We start from the raw sequence: 22,476 nt of genomic DNA, 5'->3' as shown, positions 1-22,476 counted from the left end.
GAGGTACTACCTTGGCGGATTTCGGTCCGCCAAGGTAGTACCAAGAGGGACACCCACGCGCTTATCCAGCTCTTAGCACGACATATGTCGGCCACACTCCCTTTCTCGCTAGCATTGGATTGGATTTCTGCATCGACGACGCTTGTGCGTACGGCGTCTGCGTGAAGTCATGCAATGTGCGGCTGTCCCGGACTGTTGGAGTCCAAGCGCCGAAGCCCTGGTCGAAAATCACAGTGGCCGCGCGCCCATCGGTAAACGACAACTCCATAAATCGACCATGGCCGCAGTCGCCGAGGCTGACCTGGACGTCAATGTTCTTCAGACGACCATATTCTGCTTGCACCGAGGAAACCAAGTGGCCGTCGGGCCAGTCGTTCGAAATATGCTTTGGAGGCGAAACCGGCGCTTTCGGCGGCGCGGTCGTGATTTTTAAGACGGGCGACGTCGAGGACTTGAACAATGCCGCTGCCGTGTCGATAAGCAGTTTTGACACCAACGGCGACCGCACATACGGGTCCTTATATTCAATTCGTGATATCGCGGCGTCCGCTTCAAATCCGAGGTTCGCTAGATTGGTTCGGATGAGCCCTGCCATGCCTGTTCCGAAGAGGCTCATCGAACGATCCAGATTCTTTTCGATAAGAAGCACCTTCGCAGTCGATTGCGGGAGAAGCTCCGAAGGTGAAATCGGGTTTGTGGACGCGGTGTCTTGGATGGTCCCCCTGAAGATGGAGCCTTCTGCCGGCTGTCCCCAGGCGATGCCAGGATAGCGAGATGAAGCGCTATGTGTCGCCCAAGCCATGGTGTGGCCATTCCCGCTTACGGTCGCTAGAACACTCGCGCCGTTTGAGCATATCGGTGCCTCGCCGATATGGATCGCGAACCTGTCGTCCACGGATAGTCTGTGTCCCAGCGTCTGAAGAACGAGCTTCGATGCCTGATCTGATCGTGCGACTGTCTTGGGTGGCACCACGACGGCGAGACGATATCCACGGTATGACCAGGTGCTCAGGTCTTGCATAACCGACCACGAAGGTATCTGTCCGAGATCGGCATCCTCGGGTATGTAGATTCTCAAAAGCGGATTATTGCGACGTTTAAGCTCGCGATCGACTTCGTCGGTAATCGCGATCGAGAGAACCGTGTCATCAGAGAAACGGTCTCTGACTTCCACCGCAGCACCAAAGCTCAGATGGCCGCGAACGAAGGCGAGGGCTGAAGTCCTGTCCAATTCTCCGTCCTCGAACGGAGCGTCCGAGGTAAGAACGCAGGCTGCGCAGCCGTCAACACACCCTGGACTGCTGCAATCCAGGATTTCCTCCGCATCCTTGAGTACCTTCGCGATGTTGTAGCCCATCGCAATCGAGAACCCAGCGCCGCCTGCGTTCTTGTCAAAGACGAGCAGAGAATTGCAGTCACCACCAAGTTCGTTCTTGGAGCGATGAACGGAATAACCCATTTCGTCTGCCTCTACGCCTAGCGAGCGCGCAAGAGCTTCACGCATGGCGATAACCAATGCGGTCGCCGCCGCTTTGGAAATTCGAGTTGAAGGTTGCAACTCGAAGACGTCAGTCGTGATCTCGTAACCGAGGGCGAGATTCCGTTTGATTTTCCACTTCTTCTCGACGCCTTCGCAGATGATGTCGCCGTCGGCTGCTTTCCGTCTCAGCGGGCGGTGTCCATCCAGAGGCGAGAACGAACGGGCCTCGTCGGAATTACCAGCGGGATCGAGCTCGGGTTCGGCGCGACCGCAGTGCAAACAGACCGCGTAACCATTCCTGGTCGGCCCGGCATTCGAGTAGTACACGGTGCCTTCGCCGCTCCCGCGGAAGCGCCCCAAAGATGGGATAGGGAGCGCGATCCACGGCTCCTCTGCGATCGATACGACGGGTTCCTCCGGCGCAACGTATGTGATCCGATCGGTATCTGCATGTTCCTTCTTCCAGAAGTCGACAGCAAATCCGCTGGGCCGCAGGTATTCGACGCTGAGTACCTGCGCACCACATTCGCGGCAGACACGCACATCCTGAAGAGTGGTCTCGGCAGCTCCGCATTGCGAGCAGCACCAGTGCCGGCGAATGCTTTGGACCTCTCTGACCTTTTCTTCGGTCGCAGGTCTTTTCCAGTTGAGTAGAACGCCGGCCGAGCGGTGCACGAGGCCGTCGAGGACGACTTCCGAACCGGGGGCATAGTCGCGGATCGCCAGGTCTAGGGATCGTTGGGGGCCGGACAGCCTCGCGTGTCTGCGACCGTCCATCGACGGTTCATCTTGCTTTGGCTTCTTCGACCTGTGAGGGATGAACGTGACAACGTTTGTGGGGAATCCGTGTCCCGGTAGGAAACCTCTGTCAGCGAGAGCGCTGAGGAGGAATTCGCCGCAAAGCCTCTGGAGTTCGAGCGACATGCGAGCTCGGCCTGCTTCTTTCATGTTCTCGCCTTCGTCGCGTGCAAGTTGACGAAGGCCTTCCCATTCGTGGACAAAAACCTCCTCAACCTCCTGCATTGCCTTCCGGCAATCCTCGACCAGCGTGCTGTCCTGCTCCAGCACGGACCGAGCCACTAGCGTCTTCAAGTCCGCGGTCGTCGCACGGATGGTGCTTGGGTCTTCGAGCCATTGCAGGAATTGCGATACAGGGGCATTTTCGACCCGACCTTCCAGCAGTTTGATCGGGCATCCCATCAGCGAGCCGATTGTCAGCTTGAGAGTGTCTCCGCCCCTGGCCAGCATGTATTGGCGGAGAAGATATGCGTTGACGTGTCGCTGGACGATTGGCCGACTGTTCAAGGCGACCTTGGGAGGTGACATTGCTCGATCGAGATATGCCAAGGGATTTCCAAAGGCTTCGCGATCCAGCGGGCGGTCCCGGCAGAACGTGAATGCCATGGAGAACGGCTGCCTACGCCGCCCTGCGCGACCTACTCTCTGGCGATAGTTCGCGATAGACGGCGGAACGTTTGTCATCATCACCGTGGAAACAGAGCCGATGTCCACGCCCATTTCCATCGTCGTAGAGCAGTTTAGGATATTTATTCGGCCATCCTTGAAATCCGTCTCGTATTGCCGGAGACGCTGGCTTTCCTGTTGAGCGGAGTGTTCTGCAGACCGGGCGTAATCGACGAAGAGCGCAATGCGTTCGGAAATGTTGATCCAAATGCCCGCCTTCTTGAGATCGGCGACACGTCCGTCGGTGTTCAGCCAGTCCGAGATTTTTGATTTGGCCGATGCTGGATCGTCGGGCGCGATGAGCTGGAATGGAATCTCTGGCATCCTGAGCGGAGTGGCATTCGAAACCGCCGAATTGATGCGAACGTAGGGAGTGAGGCCGAAAGGTGCGATCTCTATTGCCTTGCGAGTGATCGGGCATCGGAAGCCGTCGGTCACAGGCGCGACGACCGACTTTGAGAAGTCGAGCGCGGGATTGTCACGGTCGGCGTTCAAGACCTGTTGGAGCTGATCCCACGCCATCTGAAGGCAATCCTGCATGTCGTCACGATCGCTCGGGTCGGCGATATCGAGCTTCAGCCCCATGATGAGGAGGGTCTGAGGCGTGGACAGGCTCGACAGGTTCCGAGGAACCTTGGGCCAAATCACATAACGCTTGTCGCCTCCGCTGGAGCGCCCCGGCCCCAGAAGCGGCCGCAACTTAATCTGAGGTGCGATCCAGCGCATCGTGCGACGATCTACGTCCACCGCCGATTTCGCGCGTATGAAGTGATTGATGATGGCGGTCAGGAAATAACGCCAATCATTTATCGTTTTCCCGCGGCGTGTGAACGCCGGCGGCATGGAAGCAATGCGCTCCACAGACGGGAATTTTAGGCATGCCAGTGCCAGGGTCTCTAGCGAGTTCGCGCGCCGCGGGCGTCTGAACAGCTCGCGCAACAGCAGGAATTCCGCCAATTTGTGCGCATCGCCGAAGCGATCCGGGTCGCGAGGTTCCCAGACTTCCTTCATCCAGAACTCAACCTCCGGTCGCCTCGCGAGGCGATCTATGAGTGCGTTCCAGTTGACGCCGATTACGCTCTCGCTCGTCAGCTTCGCCAATTGTTCGCGTTGTCCATCCAATACGAGCTGTAGTCCTGGGTTCGTGCCAACCAGGGGCTCGATTTGCGCAATAACGGTGCGAACGTTTGCCACCTCGGGAGTGTCCTCGTCGGCCGCAAGTGCACCTTGCACCGCATGGTAGATGAATGATCGCACGAAATTCCGCTCGGACTCCGCTTGGAACTTCGCCGACATCCGGGCTGTTCCCTGGCGGCTGTCAGTGAACGAAATGAGGCCCCTACCAGAGGATGGTAACGTGCGTTCGCTGTTGGGCTTCGGATCGACAGCTTCGAGCAGTATTGGTGCGGCCGCCGTGACCATGAAAGGCGCACCGAAACGTACCGGTCGAAGCAGATTGTCGATGCCGCGCAGCGCATTGACGCCACAGCAAGGGCAGACGCCCTCTGCGACCGACTTTTCCTCGTACCTCAAGTTGACGGAGTCGGTAGTCGGACCAGCAAGCACGCTCCAATCCTTGGTCGACAGGGAGATAAGACGGGAGGATTTTGAAGGGGTTGCGGCGAACAGGATGGTCTGCTTTGCCATGTATTTGTGGGCAAGCGATGCGTCGCCGTCCTCTTCGTCATCGTCCTCGTCGCCCTCGGCGTCCAATTCTCCGTCGCGTTCGGCCTCATACTGGAACTCGTCTCGCTCCAATCCCCGACGGGACGGGCGCAATTTACCATCCGACCTGTCTTCTTCCGCCTCCAGCATTGGCTCTCCGCACTCCGTACAGCTGATCAGCTCGACCACCGGAGCGCCGCATGTGTCGCAGTTCTCGAATTTGCTGGGAAACAACTTCCCAAACGGCCATCCTGATGGTGCAGCGACGCAGTCTGGATTGACGCATCCCCAGATACCGGGAATTGCTCGCTCAAAACTGTGCACCCTCATTGGCGCGAGGCGCTCCGGTTCTCCGGTCTCCGGGTCCGATTTCTCAGCTGCGGCCAGCAGAGACATGAAGTCTTCGGTTTCGATACCGACGGACCTGGCGACTTTTGCCAGCGCCGTTAGCGGTTGCGGTTTTTCCTTGAGCGTTTTGATAAATTCCCAGACCTGTTCCTTTCCTCCGAAATAGTCGTAGAGCTCGGCGGGAGTCGCTGCCGATGGATCGATCTGCATGTCGGCTTTGGCATTCGGACGATGGGGTAGGGTGCGGTCACCCTTGATCACATGCACTTGGTCGTCAGGTATGCCCGCGACCTCGGCCAGAAACTGTCGAAGCTTGTCATCGGTGTCCCGGTCATCGCCGATCGTTGCCGAGGTAGCCACGAAATGAACGTTCTCAGGGGCGGTATTGAATGCGAGCAGGACGCGTCGGATGAGCAGTGCTGTTTCGGCAGCGGCAGCACCGACCAGCGAATGCGCCTCGTCCAATACGATCCACCGCAGTTTCCCATTTGACTTCTCGATAATCGGTTGGTCTTCAGCTCGAGCCAGCATGTACTCGAGCATTGTAATGTTCGTCACCAATATTGGGGCTGGTGAAGAGCGAAGCTGATGTCTGTCGATTTGGCGTTCGGGCGAAGCCTTGCGTTCGCTTTCTGGGAGAGCCGGCTGGGGGAGATCGCCGTTGTAGAGGCAATACCGGACGCGGCCCTTTAGGGGACTTGTCCACGCGGACAAACGCGCCCGCTGACTTTCAATGAGGGCGTTCAGCGGGTACAGCATGATCGCCTGGACGCCCTCCAATGTTGCCGAGTTGCCCTCGGTCTGCCTGATGAGATCACTGAGGATCGGAAAAAGAAAGCACTCCGTTTTTCCTGAGCCAGTCCCCGACGTAACGAGCACCGATTGCGGGGTTCCGGGCTGGGCAAGTTTGGTCCAGGCTTGCAACTGATGCCTGAAAGGTTTTCTGGATTTTGGAAACCGATATTCGTCTTCCTCATCGAGTCCGTCCAGGATCGACACGAGTTGCGGGCGGAGCACATCTGGCGGGACTTCAGCCATGCTTTCGGCGGCTGTGATGAAAGGGTGCGCTCCTTCGATGACGGGGTCTTGAATGAGTGAGCCGTCTCCGGTCCGCTCACTACCGAGCATGGAACGCAGTTGCTGGTTCAGGGCCTCGTTATTGGTACCGAGCTGCGCCACGACGGCGTCTACGGATCGACGTCTGATGTCAGCCAGCGTTTCAAAGGGTTTCATTGTTTGGTCCTGAAGAAATTGAAGAAATGGGGATAGGCTTCGGAGACGAAAGCACCGTTCTCGTGAAGCGCGGCCCGAAGTGGAACTTCGAGGTCGGGGTCGATGATCGCAAGCCCGCGCGCACTCGCAGCAAGAAGGATCGGCGCGTAAAGCGCGTCAAAGTCTCCGAGACTGAAGCGGTGACTTATGCCATTGGGCACGGCAAGCCCGAGCTCGGACACACGACGGGCGAGGGGAGCTGCCCGAACGACGTGGCTCGAGTCTTCGGTTTCCCGCGACCGCTGGTCTTTGATGAAGTCTTCGATAATGTTCTCTAGCGGCTTGGTGCGGGGCGCGAGGGGAAAGTCGAGCGCGGAAAAGACCGCCGCGAGAGAGGGCTCGATGTCGACCAGGCTTGCGAGTTTGTCCCGGAAGTACCTAACTAGGATTTCGAGGCGAAACTCGTCGGAGCCCGGAACCTGCGCTAGTGCATTTTCTATCGTGCTCCGCTCAAAGTCGAATGCGCATTTCCAGCACTCAAGGGGGATACCAAGCCAGATGAACGGCAACTGTCCCTGCAATCCCCACACCGCTACACGGCTTTTGTCGTCAGCTGCCCCCAGCAGCAACCGAACCAAGGTTTTCGGATGATGCGGGAGGTTCTTCAGGGCCTCGAACGCGGTCGGCGGTAGGCCGTCAAGGTTTCCGACTAGCGTCCTGATGTAGGCTAGGTCCTCAATTGCGTTCGGATCACACCAGAGCTTTCCCAGCCGCTCCGCGATTGCCGTTTGAAGTTCACTGTAATTCCTCAGGCAGAGCGCAGTGCGCAGCGACCCCGAAGGAAACGCAGGTACCTCCGCAGCCCCAATGAGGAGCAGTGGCCGGGTCAGAATGTCAGGTCCGTCGCGGAGGTAAACTAGGCAGGGACCATACACATCTTCAGGCAGACTGAATCGATCAGGTTGGAAATGGTCCAGCATGCGCTCGACCTCTGGGGCGAGGACAGGACGACAGACCGCGACGCCCACGGTAGAAAATATGACGGCTCCTCGTTCTTGCCTCGGGCGATCCCATCGATACCTCGCAAGTCGGATGGGCTGCCGAGAATCACCAACGAAATGCATATCGAGCTTGACATCCTGATGCTCGACGCTCGCCATGATCTGTTCGATCGCCGACTTGAGCGTGGAGATCGCAAACTCTCCGTCCACCTCAACTGAGATATCCTGCGACTTGGAACCCTTTCGCGAGATCACCAGGACCGATTTGTGAGAGGAAATCGCCCGCGAGCCGCGAAGAGATGCCAGGTCCATTTGCTGCCCGGCATCAACCACCTCGCCATCACCGTTCACGATAACCGAATCGCGGGCGGCAACCGGGACCAGGATCGGGATTGGCTTGCCCTCGGGAGGCTCCAATAGTGCCGGTAGACGGTAGTTTGGTTTGCCGCTGAATTCGATAAGAATGTTGCCGGCGTCATTCCTCGAAACGGCGTTCGCGACATTGGAAAGTGCGAGCGTCCATCCGGGGAGTTCGGCCAGCGATATCCGCCCGGTCGTTGGCGTCGTCAAGAGGCCTTTGACCGACGCTCCAGCCGGAACAACAGCGATGCGCCGCTTTTCTATCTGAATATTGGATTTCGGGTCGCGCCACGAAAGTTCGACCATGCCGACGTCAGGAATTTCCCCCCCGGGCAGCGCCCTCCAAGGTCCTCCGGATTGCCTGACGAACAATTCATCCCGTTCGATCGGGCGGGGCGCTCCATTCCTGGTGACAACCAGCCTGACGGGCGCTTCCATCACGTCGAAATCGCCGGCGGTACTTATCCCCGGCGAGGAACGTGAGGTCAGCTCGATCGTTTCGTCGCGCTGTTCACTCCCCGCTTGAACGCGATAGCGACCACCTTCGGTGACCCCACCCTCAGATAAGTAACAGGTCCCGGTCACCTCGATCAGTTTTCGATCAGCCACCCGCCATATCCGTCCGACGGCTTCGTCGCTGCCTTCTATTGTCCATGCCGCAGGCACCAATACGAACAGCTTCTTGGACGGAAGGCTCGATGACCCCGTTTTGACCAGTCGAAGTAGGGTGGGGGTTTCCGACGATTCTACTTCATCGAAAACGAGAACGTCGGACGTAGCTCGCTGGCCGTTTGGCCAATCGAACGCTTGAACACTGTTGTTAGCCGTGATGTTAACGCTGACGGTCGCTGAAAGTGGGAACCCGACTATCATTCGGCTCAGGTCAGCCAAAGGGCGGACCCGCCAGGACTGCTGGTCGTCGGACGGCGGCTCGAACAAAGCCAACTGGCTGGGAAGATAGTCGGCCAAAATACCGGCTGGTGTTGCGCGCCACCGAGTCGCCGTCGATACACCGGGGAGCCGACCCATCGGAATGTCCCCTGTTGCCTGTATCCGAAGTGCAGGCTGCCACACGCCACCTTCTAAGCTAAGGAACCTTTCGCATCCGATGCCATGGCTCGAGAAGGCTTCGATCTTTTCCGCGATTAGCCCCGTGAGGAGAACCCGAGCTGCCGAGTCCGCGCCTGTCGGAAGGTAGACCGGGATGGAATCCTTCCATGTTGGGTACTTGGCGTCCAAAAAGGAAACAGGATCGATCCCGGCGATAGCCTCGCTTTCGACAACGGTTCGCCATTTGGCGACTTCGGCTGCCAGCTCCGCGCAGAGATCGACAAACGCATCGTTCCGATAGCTGAGCTTAATCCTATAGGACTCGTCATGGGCATAGCCACGCACCGCGGCGACCTCGTGCCCCGCCAGCGCGAAACGAAGCAGGTGCCTCAGATAATCCCTAAGCCACCCCGCACCTTCATCCGCAATGACCTTGACGGGAACACCGCCCTCTAGCGCCAAGGAAAGAAGGTACTCATTCGCGCCGTTGATCTTCAGAAGCGGGCGTCGCCAGAATCTGAGCCCATTTTCGGCCATCTCTCTCTTCTGGTTTCCATGAATGGCCGGAAATATATCGGGTGCCAATGCGTCCCATTTCCTGAAGGTCGACGTTGCCTCCCGTCGGAACCACTCAGCGCAGAATGCTGCAAAGACCCCGCAGGCGGTCCGCTGGTCAGGTATCAGCTTCCGCCTGGCAGCGAGCCCCCTGAGCACGACCCCAGCTTCGCTGAATTCCTCGTCGGTCATCCTGTAACGGTGGAACGGCTGACCGTTAGGCGCTTTGAGGTTTCTTTTGCTGAGAAACGCCGTAGTCCAGGAACTGGCTGGATCGCTCGGGGTAGAAGCGGCGCTAGGCACGTTGCGTAGCTCGCGAAGTCTCTTGACTACCAGTAATTGAAGATTGAACGCCGCATCGGAGTACCGCTTTTTCAAGATGTCATTGAGCTGCTCAAGAGCCCAAAGATGATGGTAGGACCGCTCGAATTCTTTGCGGAGACTATCGTCATCGAGGCTGTTTAAATGCACGGCAGTCCCCACCCAGCGATTCGAACAGTATTGTTATTTAAAGTTGAGTTCGCTTCAATGTTCACACTTTGAGGATGGCGTGAAAATCGGCCGGCTTCAATGGGGCCGAATTGCAGATCGGCACACAACGGCATTCAACATATTCCGAGGCATAGCGACTGCGACTGGGAACACTGTCTTCCACTTCGCACGCCCGGCTCCAACAATCGACTGGATGTGTTCAGGGGGCAGTTTCGCCTCAGCTTGCTCGGCTATTCTACCTGCGCAAATTAAACTTCCGAATCAAAGCTTTACAGAATGGTTCAGAGGGATGTGGCGCTCGAGGCCAGTTTGGTCAGAGGTATGTGGCGTTGCGTCCAAATGGATATGGCGCAAATCGAGCTAAGTCGTTGATTTTCGGAGAGCGTCAGCTCAGAGGTTTGTGGCGGGCCACAAAACAATCACCAATAAAACGTTCGGCGTCTAATTCCACGCCCGATTCCGTGACTATGCTGGAACGTATGTCAGCCTGATCACGTCCTCGCCGATTCGATCGCTCGCCACGAGGCGCAGTGGGGGCCGTGGGTCGGCAAAGAGCGGCTTGCCGCGGCCGAGCACAACGGGATGGAGGTACAATCGATACTCGTCGATAAGGCCCAGCTTGGTCAGACTTCCTGCTAGCTCTGGTCCGGAAACTTCAATCTCCCCACCGAGTTGAGCTTTCAGCCCGCGTATCGCCGCCTCCACATCATCCTCGAAAAGAGTGGCGTTCGGGCCAACCGACTTCAACGAGCGCGATACGACCCACTTCGGTTGGCTCCGCCACGCCGCCGCATAGTCACGCTCTGCCTCGTCCCACTCGGGATGATCTTCGTCCCAGTACCGCATCACCTCATACATGCGGCGACCGTACACACTGCCCGTCAGGCTGCGCACGTCGTCGATGAAATGACGAAAAAGCACAGGACCGGGCGCAAACGCCATGTGGTCGACATAGCCGTCCAGCGACTGGTTCAATGCAAAGACGAGTCTCGCCATTCGGCATATTCTCCCCCACCGCCCCTCGAATTCTGCCGAGGGTACGCGGAAATGAAGTGGGCTACAATCCGGCTACCCACCTGCCGCCGCGGCGCGCACGTTGCGTCGGAAATCCGAAGGCGGCATGCCGGCGATCTGCCGGAAGGCCTTGTTGAAGGCGCTCACCGAACCGAAGCCGCTGTCCATCGCCACCTGCAGAACGCTGTCGTTGCCGTTGATCAGCATGGCTTGCGCCCGCGAAAGACGCAGCAGGGTGACGTATTTGATCAGAGTCATGCCGGTCGACTTGCGAAACAGGTTCATGGCGTATTTCGGGTGCAAGCCGGCTGCCGCGGCGATATCGACCGCATCGATCTCCTCGAGAAAGTTCGCAGCGATGAAATCGCACATGCGCACGACGCCGAACGAGGGCGAGACCGAGGCGCTCTCGGATTTGCATTCCATGTCGGTCGAAACGATCGTGTACGGCTCCATGAACATGCGCTCGACGCGCAGCAGCAGTTCCTCCACGGCGTGCTGGGCCTTCACTTCGTCTCCGGAATTTGCCCAGTTGCGCCAGCGCGGAAAGTTCCGGTCGTCGGCACAATCGGTCTCGGACGTCAGCATCGTAGCGCCGCCCATGAGCATTGCCGAGATTGCCGGCGGCAATCGCATGCGGAAAAAATGCACGAGCGGCAGATGCGCGCCGGCATAGATGGAGTCATCCGAGGACGCGTCCATCCTGTGCGGCTGCCCGCCCCAGAAGATGCACATCTGCCCGGCGCCGAGCCTGAGATCATGGCCGGCCATGCGGTAATGCACCGAGCCCCGCATCACGTAGTTCACTTCGATCTGCGCATGCCAATGGGCGCACAGCATGATCGGCGGATGGGCGTGGAAGAAATGCAGCCGGGTCGGCATGCCCTCGATGCCGCAGATACCCGGCTGGTAGATCACTCTTTCGACAATCTTACTTTCCGCCAAATCCACATTCCCCCTGTACGAGACAGATTTTCGCCCGCCGGTAATGTGCCCCATATCCGCTGAAGAACTACAATCGAAAAAGGTAGGTTTTCAATGTGTTTCAAGCATTTCGGGCGTCTCTCGCTCCCTGCGCCGATCCGCCGCGCGTCGGCATTTCCGCCAGACGCTGCTTTCCATTCGATTCCGAAGGCAAGCGGCTGAGCCGATCAATCCGCCACTTCCAAGACCGATCGAAAAGGATATCCCATGACTTCAGAACAACCGATCCGATGGGGTATTATCGGCCCCGGCACCATCGCGCGGACATTCGCACAAGGGATTGCCCATTCTGCTACCGGATGCCTTGCGGCCATCGCCACCCGCAATCCCGGCAAGCCGGGCCTTGGCGATGGGTTTCCGGGGGCGCGCATCGTCGAAGGTTACGGCGCGCTTCTCGCGGATCCGGAGATCGACGCGGTCTACATCGCCACCCCGCATCCGAGCCATGCCGAATGGGCGATCAAGGCGGTGCGTGCCGGCAAGCACGTGCTGGTCGAAAAGCCTATGGCGCTTTCGGCCTACGACGCGCAAGCGATCTTGCACGAGGCGGCAAAGGCCCGGGTCTTCGCCGGCGAAGCCTATATGTACAGGTTCCATCCGCAGACTGCCCGTCTCGTCGACCTGGTGCGGGACGGGACCATCGGCGAGGTGCGGATCATCCGCTCCAGTTTCGGCTTCGATATGGGCGATTATCGCGCCGAGCACCGCCTGTTTGCCAATGACCTCGCCGGCGGCGGCATTCTCGATGTCGGCGGATATCCGGTCTCCATGGTGCGCATGCTCGCCGGTGCTCAGGAGCAAAAGCCGTATCTCGAACCGCTGACGGTATCCGGGGCTGCCCGGCTGGGGCCGTCCGGCGTCGACGAGTGGGCCTCGGCGGTTCTCAAGTTTCCGAACGACATCGTCGCGGAGGTGTCCTGCTCGATCATGGCCGAGCAGGACAACGTGCTGCGCATCATCGGTTCGAAGGGCCGCATCGAGGTGAAGGACTTCTGGTTCGCCTCCGGCAAAGACGGCGGGGTAGGGCGCATCGAAATCATCAGGGGCGACGGACAGGAGACGATCGAGGTCGAGGAGAAGCGCCATCTCTATTCGTTCGAGGTCGATGCGGTGGGCGAGGCGATCCGGGCCGGCCGCACCGAGTTCAGCTTCCCCGGCATGAATGCCGAAGAAACCCTCGCCAATCTGCGCGTCCTCGACCGCTGGCGTGCATCCGTCGGTCTCGAATACGGGATTGAGACGGCCGCGAGGCGGACCGTCAACATCACGGGCGCGCCCGTCGTCGCCGGCAACAGCCTGCCCAAGCGGCGGATTCCGGGCGTGGCCAAGCCGGTCTCCACCGTTTCGCTGGGCTTCGAGTTCTTCCCGAGTTTCGCGTCCGCCTCGCTAACGCTCGATGCCTTCTACGAAGCTGGCGGAAATGTGTTCGATACCGCATTCGTCTATCGGGCCGGCAAGACCGAGAGCATTTTCGGCGACTGGCATGCGAGCCGCAGGGTCAACCGCGAGGACATCGTCTTGATCGGCAAGGGCGCCCATTCGCCGCTCTGCTATCCGGACGTCATTGCCAGGCAATTGGATCAGTCGCTGGAGCGGCTGAAAACCGACTATGTCGACATCTACTTCATGCACCGCGACAATCCGGACATCCCGGTCGGCGAATTCGTCGACGCGATGGACGACGAGGTCCGGCGCGGGCGGATCCGGGGTATTTTCGGTGGGTCCAACTGGACACGCGAACGCATGGACGAGGCCATCGCCCATGCCGAGAAAAACGGCAAGACCGCGCCGGCCGCTCTTTCCAACAACTTCTCGCTGGCGGAGATGCTCGATCCCATCTGGCCCGGCTGCGTCGCGGCGTCCGACGACCGCTGGAAAGACTGGCTGAAGAAGCGGCAGATTCCCAACTTCGCCTGGTCGAGCCAGGGAAGGGGCTTCTTCACCGACCGGGCAGGGCGCGACAAGCATGACGATGAGGAAATCGTCCGTGTCTGGTATTCCGACCGCAATTTCCGACGCCGCGACCGCGCCATCGAACTCGCCAGGAAGCGCGGCTGCAGCCCGATTCACCTCGCGCTCGCCTATGTCATCGCCCAACCGTTTCCTGTCATCCCGCTGATCGGCCCCCGTACCGTCGCGGAGCTCGAAGACAGCCTCTCGGCCATTGAGATCACGCTCACTCCGGAAGAGCTCAGTTGGCTGGAAGGCTGATCGCCGGGGCTCGGACAGGGTCGACGCGAGCGATCCCAAGATCGTCGCCGTCGGCTCCCCTCGGCTCTCCGTTGCGAGGGTCACGGAACCTGCCGGGTGATTTAGAGGATGCTTATCCGTGGTTGTATCACGCAGTGCAGAGAGAGGACTTAAAGTTATGGTTAACCAAGAGTGGATAGGGTGACGATATTCTCTCTCTAGGAATATCGTCATGAAACAAGCCCTGTTCGCAACGACTGCGATCTTGATTTCAGCAATGAGTGCTGAAGCTGCCGACATGGATGGGCCGCTGGTTGGTGGATCTGCCGACAGCGGCGCGTCGTATGAAGAAGCCTCACCTGCTGTAGCAAGTCCCGTGGTCGGCTATGTCGAGGGCGAGCTTCACGCCGGAAAGACGTCAGACTCCGATTTGGACAGCAAGGGCTGGGCTCTGCGCGGCGCAGTCAATTTCGACGCCGGCTCCGGCCTGAACCTCCAGGCCGACGGTGGATATGGCCAGACCGACGTCGATGACGCCGACTACGACAACGCCTTTGGAGCAGCGCACGTCTACTATCGCCCAACCCAGGATTATGCATTGGGCGCATTCTTTCAAAGCTCGCGGCTCGGGACCGGTTTTGCGTCTGGGCTGGCGGGAGGAAGCGACGATGTCACCGACAATTCCGGCGGCATCGAAGCGGCCTATTTCGATGCGGTGGGTACCGCATACACGCAACTGGGCTACGGCAAGTCTGAAATCGTTGGCCTCGATGCCGACCACTATTTCGGAAAGATCGGCGCTCGACTGTATCTTACCGACAACATGCGGATCGACGGCGAAGTCGGGCTGCACAACTTCGACTTCGACGTTGCCGATGCGAATCTTGATCTGACGACAGCCTCGGTCATCGGCAACTACCGTCCGGAGTTCATGCCTGTCACGGTGTTCGCAGGATACCGCTTCGACCGAGCAAGCCTGGAAAGCGGTGGCATCGATTTCGAGCCGGAGAATAGCCACACGCTGACAACGGGACTGCGCTACAACTTCGGCTCTTCGACGCTCAAGCAGGAAGAGCGCAACGGTCCGGCCTGGACGACCACGACCCTGCTGCCGTAAGCGGTTGAACTTTCTGCATAGGAAGGAGAACATGAAGGCGTGCCAAAATCCATGGCACGCCTTAACGGCGTGGTGGCTGCCTTATGCTTGGGCCAGCCCCGCGTTTACTTCCGCCGACAATCATTCTTGTGAAAAATCCGAGACTAGGGCACAATTTGTGAACGCATCTGAAGTGCGGCGCTACCTCACATCTGGCCGTCTCGCGCCGAGTTACAGTTCGCGTGGGAGGGTCGGCGTCGATGGATCAGGGGTTCTTTCTTCTGTTCGCCGCGGTAGCTGTGATCACCGCCCTGATCGTGGTGCTGGCCCGCAATCCGGTCCACAGCGCCTTGGCACTGATGGCCTGCTTCCTGCAGATTTCGGCCGTCTTCGTCCTGCTCGAGGCGCCTTTGCTCGCCGTCGTCCAGATCTTCGTCTATGTCGGCGCGATCATGGTCCTGTTCCTCTTCGTCATCATGATGATCGACGTGCGCGAAGCGGTGCTGCAGCGATTCCTGCCGGGCGGCAACCTGCCGGCCCTGGTGCTGCTCGTCCTGCTCGGGGCGGAGATGCTCGTGCTGGTGCTGTCGAGCGAGCGCTTTTCGGCGACGGAGCCTGCCGCCAAGGGGGGCGGCGACCAGATCAGAGAGTTCAGCACGACGCTTTTCGCCGATTATCTCCTGCCGTTTGAGGTCGCCTCCGTCATCCTGCTCGCAGCGCTCGTCGGCGCCATCGTTCTGGCGCGAAAGGAGACGGGCTGATGGTGCCGCTCTGGTGGCATATCTCGCTGGGCGTGGCCCTGTTCGTGATCGGCGCGGCGGGCGTGCTGCTGAGGCGCAATATTCTCGTCGTGCTGATGTCGCTGGAGCTGCTGCTCAACTCGGTCAATATCAATTTCATCGCCTTCGGGCGGTACTACGCCGATTTCCGGGGGCAGATCTTCGCGATCTTCGTCATCGCCATCACGGCTGCGGAGGTTGCCGTCGCGCTTGGCATCCTGGTTGCCCTCGTGCGGAACAAGTCCACCCTCAAGGTCGACGACGTCACCGTGATGAAAGGATAGCGGCTTGGACCCGGTGATCTCCATCCGGCCCCTACTTGCCGTCGCCGTCGCGGGCCTGGCGGCCCTCGCAGTTCTCCTCCTCCACAAGCGCGAAAAGCTCCGCGACCTCGTCTCGCCGCTTGCCGCAGTCGTCATGTTCGCGATCGTCGCCTCGATGGCGCCGACGGTGCTTTCGGGTGGCACAGTCGAATTGCGGCTGTTCGAGGTCCTGCCGGGGATCGACCTCGCTTTCAGGGTCGATGCGCTCGGCATGGTGTTTGCCACCGTCTCGTCGCTGCTGTGGATCGTGGCGGCAATCTATTCGATCGGCTACATGCGGCACTTGAAGGAGCACGCCCAGACCCGCTTCTTCGCCTGCTTCGCCGTGAGCCTTGCGGCGGCCGTCGGCGGTGCCTTTTCCGCCAACCTGTTCACTCTGGTGATCTTCTACGAGGTGCTGAGCCTCGTCACCTATCCGCTGGTCTACCACCATGAGGACGAGGAGGGGTGGAGGGGCAGCCGCAAATACCTCGTCTATCTGATGGGCGCGTCGAAGAGCGTGCTGCTGGCGGCGCTGGCGCTGACCTATCACATCGCCGGCTCACTTGACTTTGCGCCGGGAGGGTTGCTGGCGAAGGCCAATGCCTCGGCGGCGCTGCTGACGGTCGTCTATTTCTGTTATCTCTTCGGCTTCGCCAAGGCGGCGGTGATGCCGATGCACGCCTGGCTGCCCGCCGCGATGGTGGCGCCGACGCCGGTCAGCGCGCTCCTGCATGCGGTGGCCGTCGTCAAGATGGGCGTATTCTGCGTGTTGAGGGTGGTGTTCCACGTCTTCGGCACGGGGCTGATGGGCGGGCTGGGGCTCGGCATCGCCACGGCCTATCTGGTCTCGTTCACCATCCTGACGGCGTCGATCTATGCGTTGACGCGGGACGACCTGAAGGCGCGGCTCGCCTATTCGACGGTCAGCCAGCTCTCCTATGTGGTGCTGGGCGCGGTTCTGCTCTCGCCCGTCGCGATGGTCGGCGGGATCGTCCACATCGCGGCGCACGCCTTCTCCAAGATCACGCTGTTCTTCTGCGCCGGGTCGATCTATTGCGCGTCGGGAAAACGCAATATCAGCGACATGGCCGGCATCGGCCGCCGGCTCCCCTGGACGATGGGGGCATTCTTCGTCGCCTCGCTCAGCATGATCGGCGTGCCGCCGACAGCGGGCTTCGTCAGCAAATGGTATCTGACGCTCGGCTCGGTCCAGGCGGGGGAGATGGCGTTTCTGATCGTGCTTTTGGCAAGCTCGATCCTGAACGCCGCCTATTTCCTGCCGGTCAGCTATGTCGCCTTTTTCGGGGCGGGGACGACGGAGAGCCCCGCGACGATCCGGGAAATTCCGCTGGTGACGGTGCCGCTGGTCGCGACCGCCATCCTGTCGGTGTTGATGGGCATCTTTCCCGGCTATTTCCTCGCTCTGGCGGAAGGAGTGGTCCGATGATCAAGCGGATCGTCGATTTCTTCGGAGACGAGGCCCATGCAAGGCGGCGGCTCCGGCTGTTCTATCTCGTGCTCGTGCTGATCGTCCTCGCCGACTTTGTCGTTCCCCGCGAACATGCCGAATATCTGTGGGAGCGCCTGCCCGGCTGGTCGGCCGTCTATGGCTTCGTCTCCTGCGTGCTGTTGATTTTCGTTTCCAAGTTCCTCGGTCATCAGGGCGGGCTCATGCGGCGCGAGGACTATTATGATTGAGTTTGTCCATCCGGCCCTGCTGTTCATTCTCGGCGCCCTGCCGATCCCCTTCCTGCAGGGAGCGATCCGCAAGGCCTATCTGCTCTCGATCCCGGTTCTGGCGATCCTCGCGGTGCTTGCGATGCAGCCGGGAAGCTATGGTGCGGCACAGTTCATCGGCCAGGATATTCTCATCGCCAAGGTCGACAAGCTGAGCATCGTCTTTGCCACGGTTTTCACGCTCATGGCGCTGATTGGCATGGTCTATGCGCTGCACCTGACCGAGGCCGGCCAGCACGTGGCGGCGTTCGTCTATGTCGGCAGCGCGCTTGGCGTAGTGTTCGCCGGCGACTACCTGACGCTTTACCTGTTCTGGGAGGGCATGGCGTTTGCCTCCGCCTATCTGGTGTTCGCGCAAGGGGGCGAGAAGGCGATCCGCGCCGCGTTCCGTTACCTCATGGTGCATGTCACCGGCGGTGTCGTGCTCCTCGGCGGCATCGTCCTGCACGGGCTTGCCAGCGGTTCGTTCCTGTTTGGACCGATCGGCGTGGGAATGGGGCCCGGCACCTACCTGATCCTTGCCGGCTTCCTGCTCAACGCCGCGGTGCCGCCGCTCAATGCGTGGCTGACCGATGCCTATCCGGAAGCGACCGTCACCGGGGCGGTGTTCATGAGCGCCTTCACCACCAAGACGGCCGTTTACGTGCTGGCGCGGGCTTATCCGGGAACCGAGCTCCTGGTCTGGCTCGGCACGGCGATGGCGCTCTACGGCGTCGTCTACGCGGTGCTGGAGAACGACTGTCGGCGGCTGCTCGCCTATCACATCGTCAGTCAGGTCGGCTACATGGTGGCGGGCGTCGGCATCGGCACCGAGCTGGCCGTGAACGGAGCCACCAGCCATGCCTTCGCCCATATCCTCTACAAGGCGCTACTGTTCATGGGGGCGGGCGCGGTGATCTACGTCACCGGGCGGCGGAAGCTCACCGAACTCGGCGGGCTCTACCGGACCATGCCGATAACCGTGGCGCTCTATATGATCGGCGCCTTCGCGATCTCGGCATTTCCGTTCTTCTCGGGCTTCGTCACCAAGTCGATGGTGGTGGCCGCCGCCGGCGAGGATCACCGCGCCCTGGTGATGCTGGCGCTGACGATGGCGTCGTCGGGGACGTTCCTGCACACCGGGCTCAAGCTGCCGTACTATATGTTCTTCGGCACGGACCGGGGGCTCGAGGCGCGGGAGCCGCCCGGCAACATGCTGGTCGCGATGGCCATGGCGGCGACGCTTTGCGTTGCGATCGGGCTCTTCCCAAGGCCGCTTTACGCACTGCTTCCCTATCCGGTCGACTTCGAACCCTATACGGGCGTCCACCTCACCGAGAGCCTCGGCGTGCTGATGTTTACCGCGCTCGGCTTCGTCATGTTCCTCAAGGCGCTCGATCCGGAGAACACGATCAGCATCGACACCGACTGGTTCTACCGCAAGGGGGCGCGCGCCTTCATGTGGTTCGCCGAGCGACCCCTGGCGCGCTACGAGAAGGCGGTCAGCGACATGTCCGAGACAGCGGCGCTGCCCTTGCTGCACGGTTCCGCGCGAGCGGGGCTTCGGGTCGATCTCAACGGCGTGGATGCGGTCGTCAATGGCGTGGCGCATGCGATCCTTGACGGCGGTGGGGTGTTGCGGCGGCTGCAGACGGGCGTCGTGACCCATTATGCGTTGGCGATGATTGCCGGACTGATCGCGGCGATCGCCGTCTTCGCCGTCGTGTGGCGATAGGGGGTGCGATGACGTTCCCGCTGCTCAGCCTCATCGTCTTCCTGCCCGTTGCCGGGGCAGCGGTGTTGATGTGTCTGCGCAATGACGATGCGGTGCGTTGGACGGCGCTCGGTTTTACGATGGCCGACTTCGCGTTCGCGGTTGCGATGCTGGCTGGCTTCGACACGACGACCCATGAGATGCAGTTCACCGAGAGGTACCCCTGGGTGCCGGCGATCGGTATCACCTATGCGCTCGGCGTCGACGGCATCAGCGCGCTTTTCGTGTTCCTCACCGCGCTGCTCGGCTGGATTTGCGTGCTCGCCTCGTGGGTCGCCATCGATCGCAAGGTGAAGGAGTTCATGGTCGCGCTGCTTTCCATGCAGGCGCTGATGCTTGGGGTGTTCTCAGCGCTCGACCTGTTCCTGTTCTATGTCTGCTGGGAAGCGATGCTGATCCCGATGTATCTGATCATCGGCGTCTGGGGCGGCGCGGGCCGCGTCTATGCGGCTTTCAAGTTCTTCCTCTACACGCTCGCGGGGAGCCTCCTGTTCCTCATCGGCGTCATCGTGCTCTACTTCCACGGCGGCCAGACTTTCGACATCCTCGCCTTGACTGCGCAGGATTTGCCATTCGATGTCCAGTCCTGGCTGTTCTTCGCCTTCCTCATCGCCTTCGCGGTCAAGGTGCCGATGGTTCCCGTCCATACCTGGCTGCCGGACGCCCACGTCCAGGCGCCGACGGCGGGCAGCATCATCCTCGCCGGCGTACTCCTGAAGATGGGCGCCTATGGGTTCCTGCGGTTTTCGCTGCCGATGCTGCCGGAGGCGTCGGTCTATTATTCGACGTTGATGCTGGCGCTTTCGGCGCTCGCCATTGTCTATGGCGGGTTGCTTGCGCTGGCGCAGGACGATCTGAAGAAGCTGGTGGCCTATTCCAGCATCAGCCATATGGGCTTCGTGACGATGGGGATCTTCTCGCTTAATCTGCGCGGCCTCGAAGGCGGCATCCTGCAGATGTTCAATCATGGCGTGACGACGGGCGCGCTGTTCCTGTTCGTCGGGGTGATCTACGAGCGGACCCATACGCGCAGCATCGCCGACTATGGCGGGCTGATGAAGGTGGCGCCGGTCTATACCGGGTTTCTCGCGCTGTTCACGCTGTCATCGATGGCGCTGCCGGGCACAAATTCGTTCGTCGGCGAACTGCTGGTGCTGTCGGGCGGGTTTGCCGCCAACATGGCCGTCGGTACGGCCGCCGTTCTGGGGGCATTGCTGAGTGCAGCCTATCTCCTTGGCATGTATCGCAAGGTTGCACTCGGTCCGGCGAGCGTCGGCGCGCGGTACGAGATCCGCGATGTGAACGTCCGCGAGATGGCGGCGATCCTGCCGCTGGCGGTTTTCGTGCTCTGGGTGGGATTCTATCCGAAGCCCTTCCTCAACGTCATCGACGCCTCGGTGAAGAATTTGCTGACTGAGGTGCACGACAAGGGGAGCGGACAATGACTGGCGCCGTGCTCTTCCAGTGGGTGCTGGCAAGCCTGCCCGAGATCATCGTGATCACCGGCGCCTGTATCCTGCTGATCCTCGGACAATTGATGCGGGACGGGCAGGACCATTGGCTCGTCTCGGCTTCCGTCGCAATCGTGCTGATTGCCGCGCTCGCCACACTTATGCTGGCCGGCGAGGTGCGGCCGGCCTATTCCGGCATGTTCGTCGCGGACCGCTTCGCGGTCTTCTTCAAGTTCGTCTTCTACCTGGCCACGGTGCTGACGTTCCTCCTTTCGCGGAAATATGCCGATATCGAAGGGATAGGCAGCAGCGAATACTACGTGATGCTGCTCTTCGCGCTCTCGGGCATGATGATCATGGCCTCGTCGACCGATCTCCTGTCGATCTACGTAGGCCTCGAACTGATGGTGCTCTGCACCTATGTGCTGACCGGCTTCCTTAGGCACGAGCGGCGGTCGAACGAGGCGGCGCTGAAATACGTGATCCTTGGTGCGGTCTCGACGGGGATCTTCCTCTACGGCGTTTCGCTCGTCTACGGGCTCACCGGTACGACGCAACTGGACGCGATGGCGGCCGCGGTGAGCGGCGATCCGTTCGATCCGGGATTGCTGCTGGCGGTGGTCTTCATCGTCGCAGGGCTGGTCTTCAAGATCGGCGCGGTACCGTTCCACATGTGGGTGCCGGATGTCTATGAAGGTGCGCCGACGACGGTGACCGCCTTCATGTCGGTGGGCCCGAAGGCGGCAGGATTCGCGGTCATCCTCCGGGTGTTCCTCAATCCGCTGGTTGCGGCTTCGGACGTTTGGATCATCGTCGCGGTCATTGCGGTGGTGACGGCGGCACTCGGCAGTTTCGTGGCCCTGGTGCAGGATAATTTCAAGCGGCTGCTCGCCTATTCGAGCATCGCCCATGCGGGCTTTGCCACATTCGGCGTGGTGGCCGGCGGGGCGGACGGGGTCGCGAGTGTGATGCTCTATCTGCTGATCTACGCCTTCATGAATCTCGGTATTTTCGGCGCCGTCATCATGATGCGGAACGGCGATTTCTCCGGCGAGGTCATCGAAGACTATGCAGGCTTCGCCAAGTCGCATCCGGGGTTGGCACTTCTCATGCTCATCTATCTGTTTTCGCTCGCCGGCATCCCGCCGACGGCCGGGTTCTTCGCCAAGTTTTACGTGCTGGTTGCGCTCGTCGAACGCGGTTTCGTCTTCCTGGCGGTGGTCGCGGTGCTGTTGAGCGCCGTTGCCGCCTACTTCTACATCCGCATCGTCATGGTAATCTACATGCGCGAGCCGGAGAGAGCGTTCGAGCCGGCGCTGACGCCCTTGGTCCGCACCACGCTCTTCTGCACCGCCGCCGGGACCATCGGCATCGGCCTGTTTCCGGCGTGGTTTCTGAGGCTTGCTCAGCAGTCAGTGTTTGGCGGTTGATTTATTTGCAATGGTCTGCTCGACGGAATAGACTGCAAGTTCAAGAAAGAATTGCCCAATTCGCTTTTCTGGGCACCCGCGTTATCCCTCCGGAAAGGGGTCGGCGCCGA

At 60.3% G+C, this 22,476-nt stretch carries 13 protein-coding genes; 9 read left to right on the top strand and 4 right to left on the bottom strand.

The genetic code is table 11. The annotated features are described in order from the left end of the window. Window positions 1–61 precede the first annotated feature (61 nt). The 4 genes from NGR_RS22300 to NGR_RS22285 form a co-directional block, all read right to left on the bottom strand. On the bottom strand, window positions 62–6,190 hold the full coding sequence (locus NGR_RS22300; protein WP_012708748.1) for a DEAD/DEAH box helicase: 6,129 nt from the start codon (window positions 6,188–6,190) through the stop codon (window positions 62–64). Continuing rightward, window positions 6,187–9,606 (bottom strand): STY4851/ECs_5259 family protein, encoded by a 3,420-nt coding sequence (locus NGR_RS22295; RefSeq protein WP_240545162.1) that lies wholly within the window; start codon window positions 9,604–9,606, stop codon window positions 6,187–6,189. The genes NGR_RS22300 and NGR_RS22295 overlap by 4 nt, the downstream gene beginning before the upstream one ends. 486 nt (window positions 9,607–10,092) lie before the next feature. Next, complete coding sequence (locus tag NGR_RS22290) at window positions 10,093–10,623, bottom strand: dihydrofolate reductase family protein (protein WP_012708746.1); 531 nt, start codon at window positions 10,621–10,623, stop codon at window positions 10,093–10,095. 72 nt (window positions 10,624–10,695) lie between these two features. Next, entirely contained in the window at window positions 10,696–11,592 is an 897-nt protein-coding gene (locus NGR_RS22285; RefSeq protein WP_012708745.1) for a helix-turn-helix domain-containing protein, read from the bottom strand. 240 nt (window positions 11,593–11,832) lie between these two features. Here NGR_RS22285 and NGR_RS22280 point away from each other — a divergent pair, with 240 nt between their 5' ends. The 9 genes from NGR_RS22280 (at window position 11,833) to NGR_RS22240 (ending at window position 22,366) form a co-directional block, all read left to right on the top strand. After that, on the top strand, window positions 11,833–13,836 hold the full coding sequence (locus NGR_RS22280; RefSeq protein WP_012708744.1) for an aldo/keto reductase: 2,004 nt from the start codon (window positions 11,833–11,835) through the stop codon (window positions 13,834–13,836). Between the two features lie 211 nt (window positions 13,837–14,047). Beyond that, window positions 14,048–14,932, top strand: a complete 885-nt coding sequence (locus NGR_RS22275; protein WP_012708743.1) for a hypothetical protein — start codon at window positions 14,048–14,050, stop codon at window positions 14,930–14,932. Between the two features lie 239 nt (window positions 14,933–15,171). After that, complete coding sequence (locus tag NGR_RS22270) at window positions 15,172–15,672, top strand: NADH-quinone oxidoreductase subunit J family protein (protein ID WP_012708742.1); 501 nt, start codon at window positions 15,172–15,174, stop codon at window positions 15,670–15,672. After that, entirely contained in the window at window positions 15,672–15,974 is a 303-nt protein-coding gene (gene nuoK, locus NGR_RS22265; RefSeq protein WP_012708741.1) for an NADH-quinone oxidoreductase subunit NuoK, read from the top strand. Before NGR_RS22270 ends, nuoK begins: the two co-directional genes overlap by 1 nt. Window positions 15,975–15,978: 4 nt before the next feature. Next, window positions 15,979–17,442, top strand: a complete 1,464-nt coding sequence (locus NGR_RS22260) for a monovalent cation/H+ antiporter subunit D family protein (protein ID WP_012708740.1) — start codon at window positions 15,979–15,981, stop codon at window positions 17,440–17,442. Continuing rightward, complete coding sequence (locus tag NGR_RS22255; RefSeq protein WP_012708739.1) at window positions 17,439–17,693, top strand: hypothetical protein; 255 nt, start codon at window positions 17,439–17,441, stop codon at window positions 17,691–17,693. The genes NGR_RS22260 and NGR_RS22255 overlap by 4 nt, the downstream gene beginning before the upstream one ends. Continuing rightward, window positions 17,686–19,446, top strand: a complete 1,761-nt coding sequence (locus NGR_RS22250) for a Na(+)/H(+) antiporter subunit D (protein WP_012708738.1) — start codon at window positions 17,686–17,688, stop codon at window positions 19,444–19,446. The genes NGR_RS22255 and NGR_RS22250 overlap by 8 nt, the downstream gene beginning before the upstream one ends. Before the next feature lie 8 nt (window positions 19,447–19,454). Further along, complete coding sequence (locus NGR_RS22245; RefSeq protein WP_012708737.1) at window positions 19,455–20,930, top strand: NADH-quinone oxidoreductase subunit M; 1,476 nt, start codon at window positions 19,455–19,457, stop codon at window positions 20,928–20,930. Continuing rightward, window positions 20,927–22,366 carry an NADH-quinone oxidoreductase subunit N gene (locus NGR_RS22240; protein ID WP_012708736.1) on the top strand — a complete coding sequence of 480 codons (1,440 nt, stop codon included), beginning with the start codon at window positions 20,927–20,929 and terminating at the stop codon, window positions 22,364–22,366. Before NGR_RS22245 ends, NGR_RS22240 begins: the two co-directional genes overlap by 4 nt. Window positions 22,367–22,476: the final 110 nt, after the last annotated feature.

Origin of the sequence: Sinorhizobium fredii NGR234 (assembly GCF_000018545.1) — a bacterium.
GTDB lineage: Bacteria > Pseudomonadota > Alphaproteobacteria > Rhizobiales > Rhizobiaceae > Sinorhizobium > Sinorhizobium fredii_A.
Note: the sequence above shows the minus strand (reverse complement) of the source record. Positions and strands in the feature narration are given on the sequence as shown.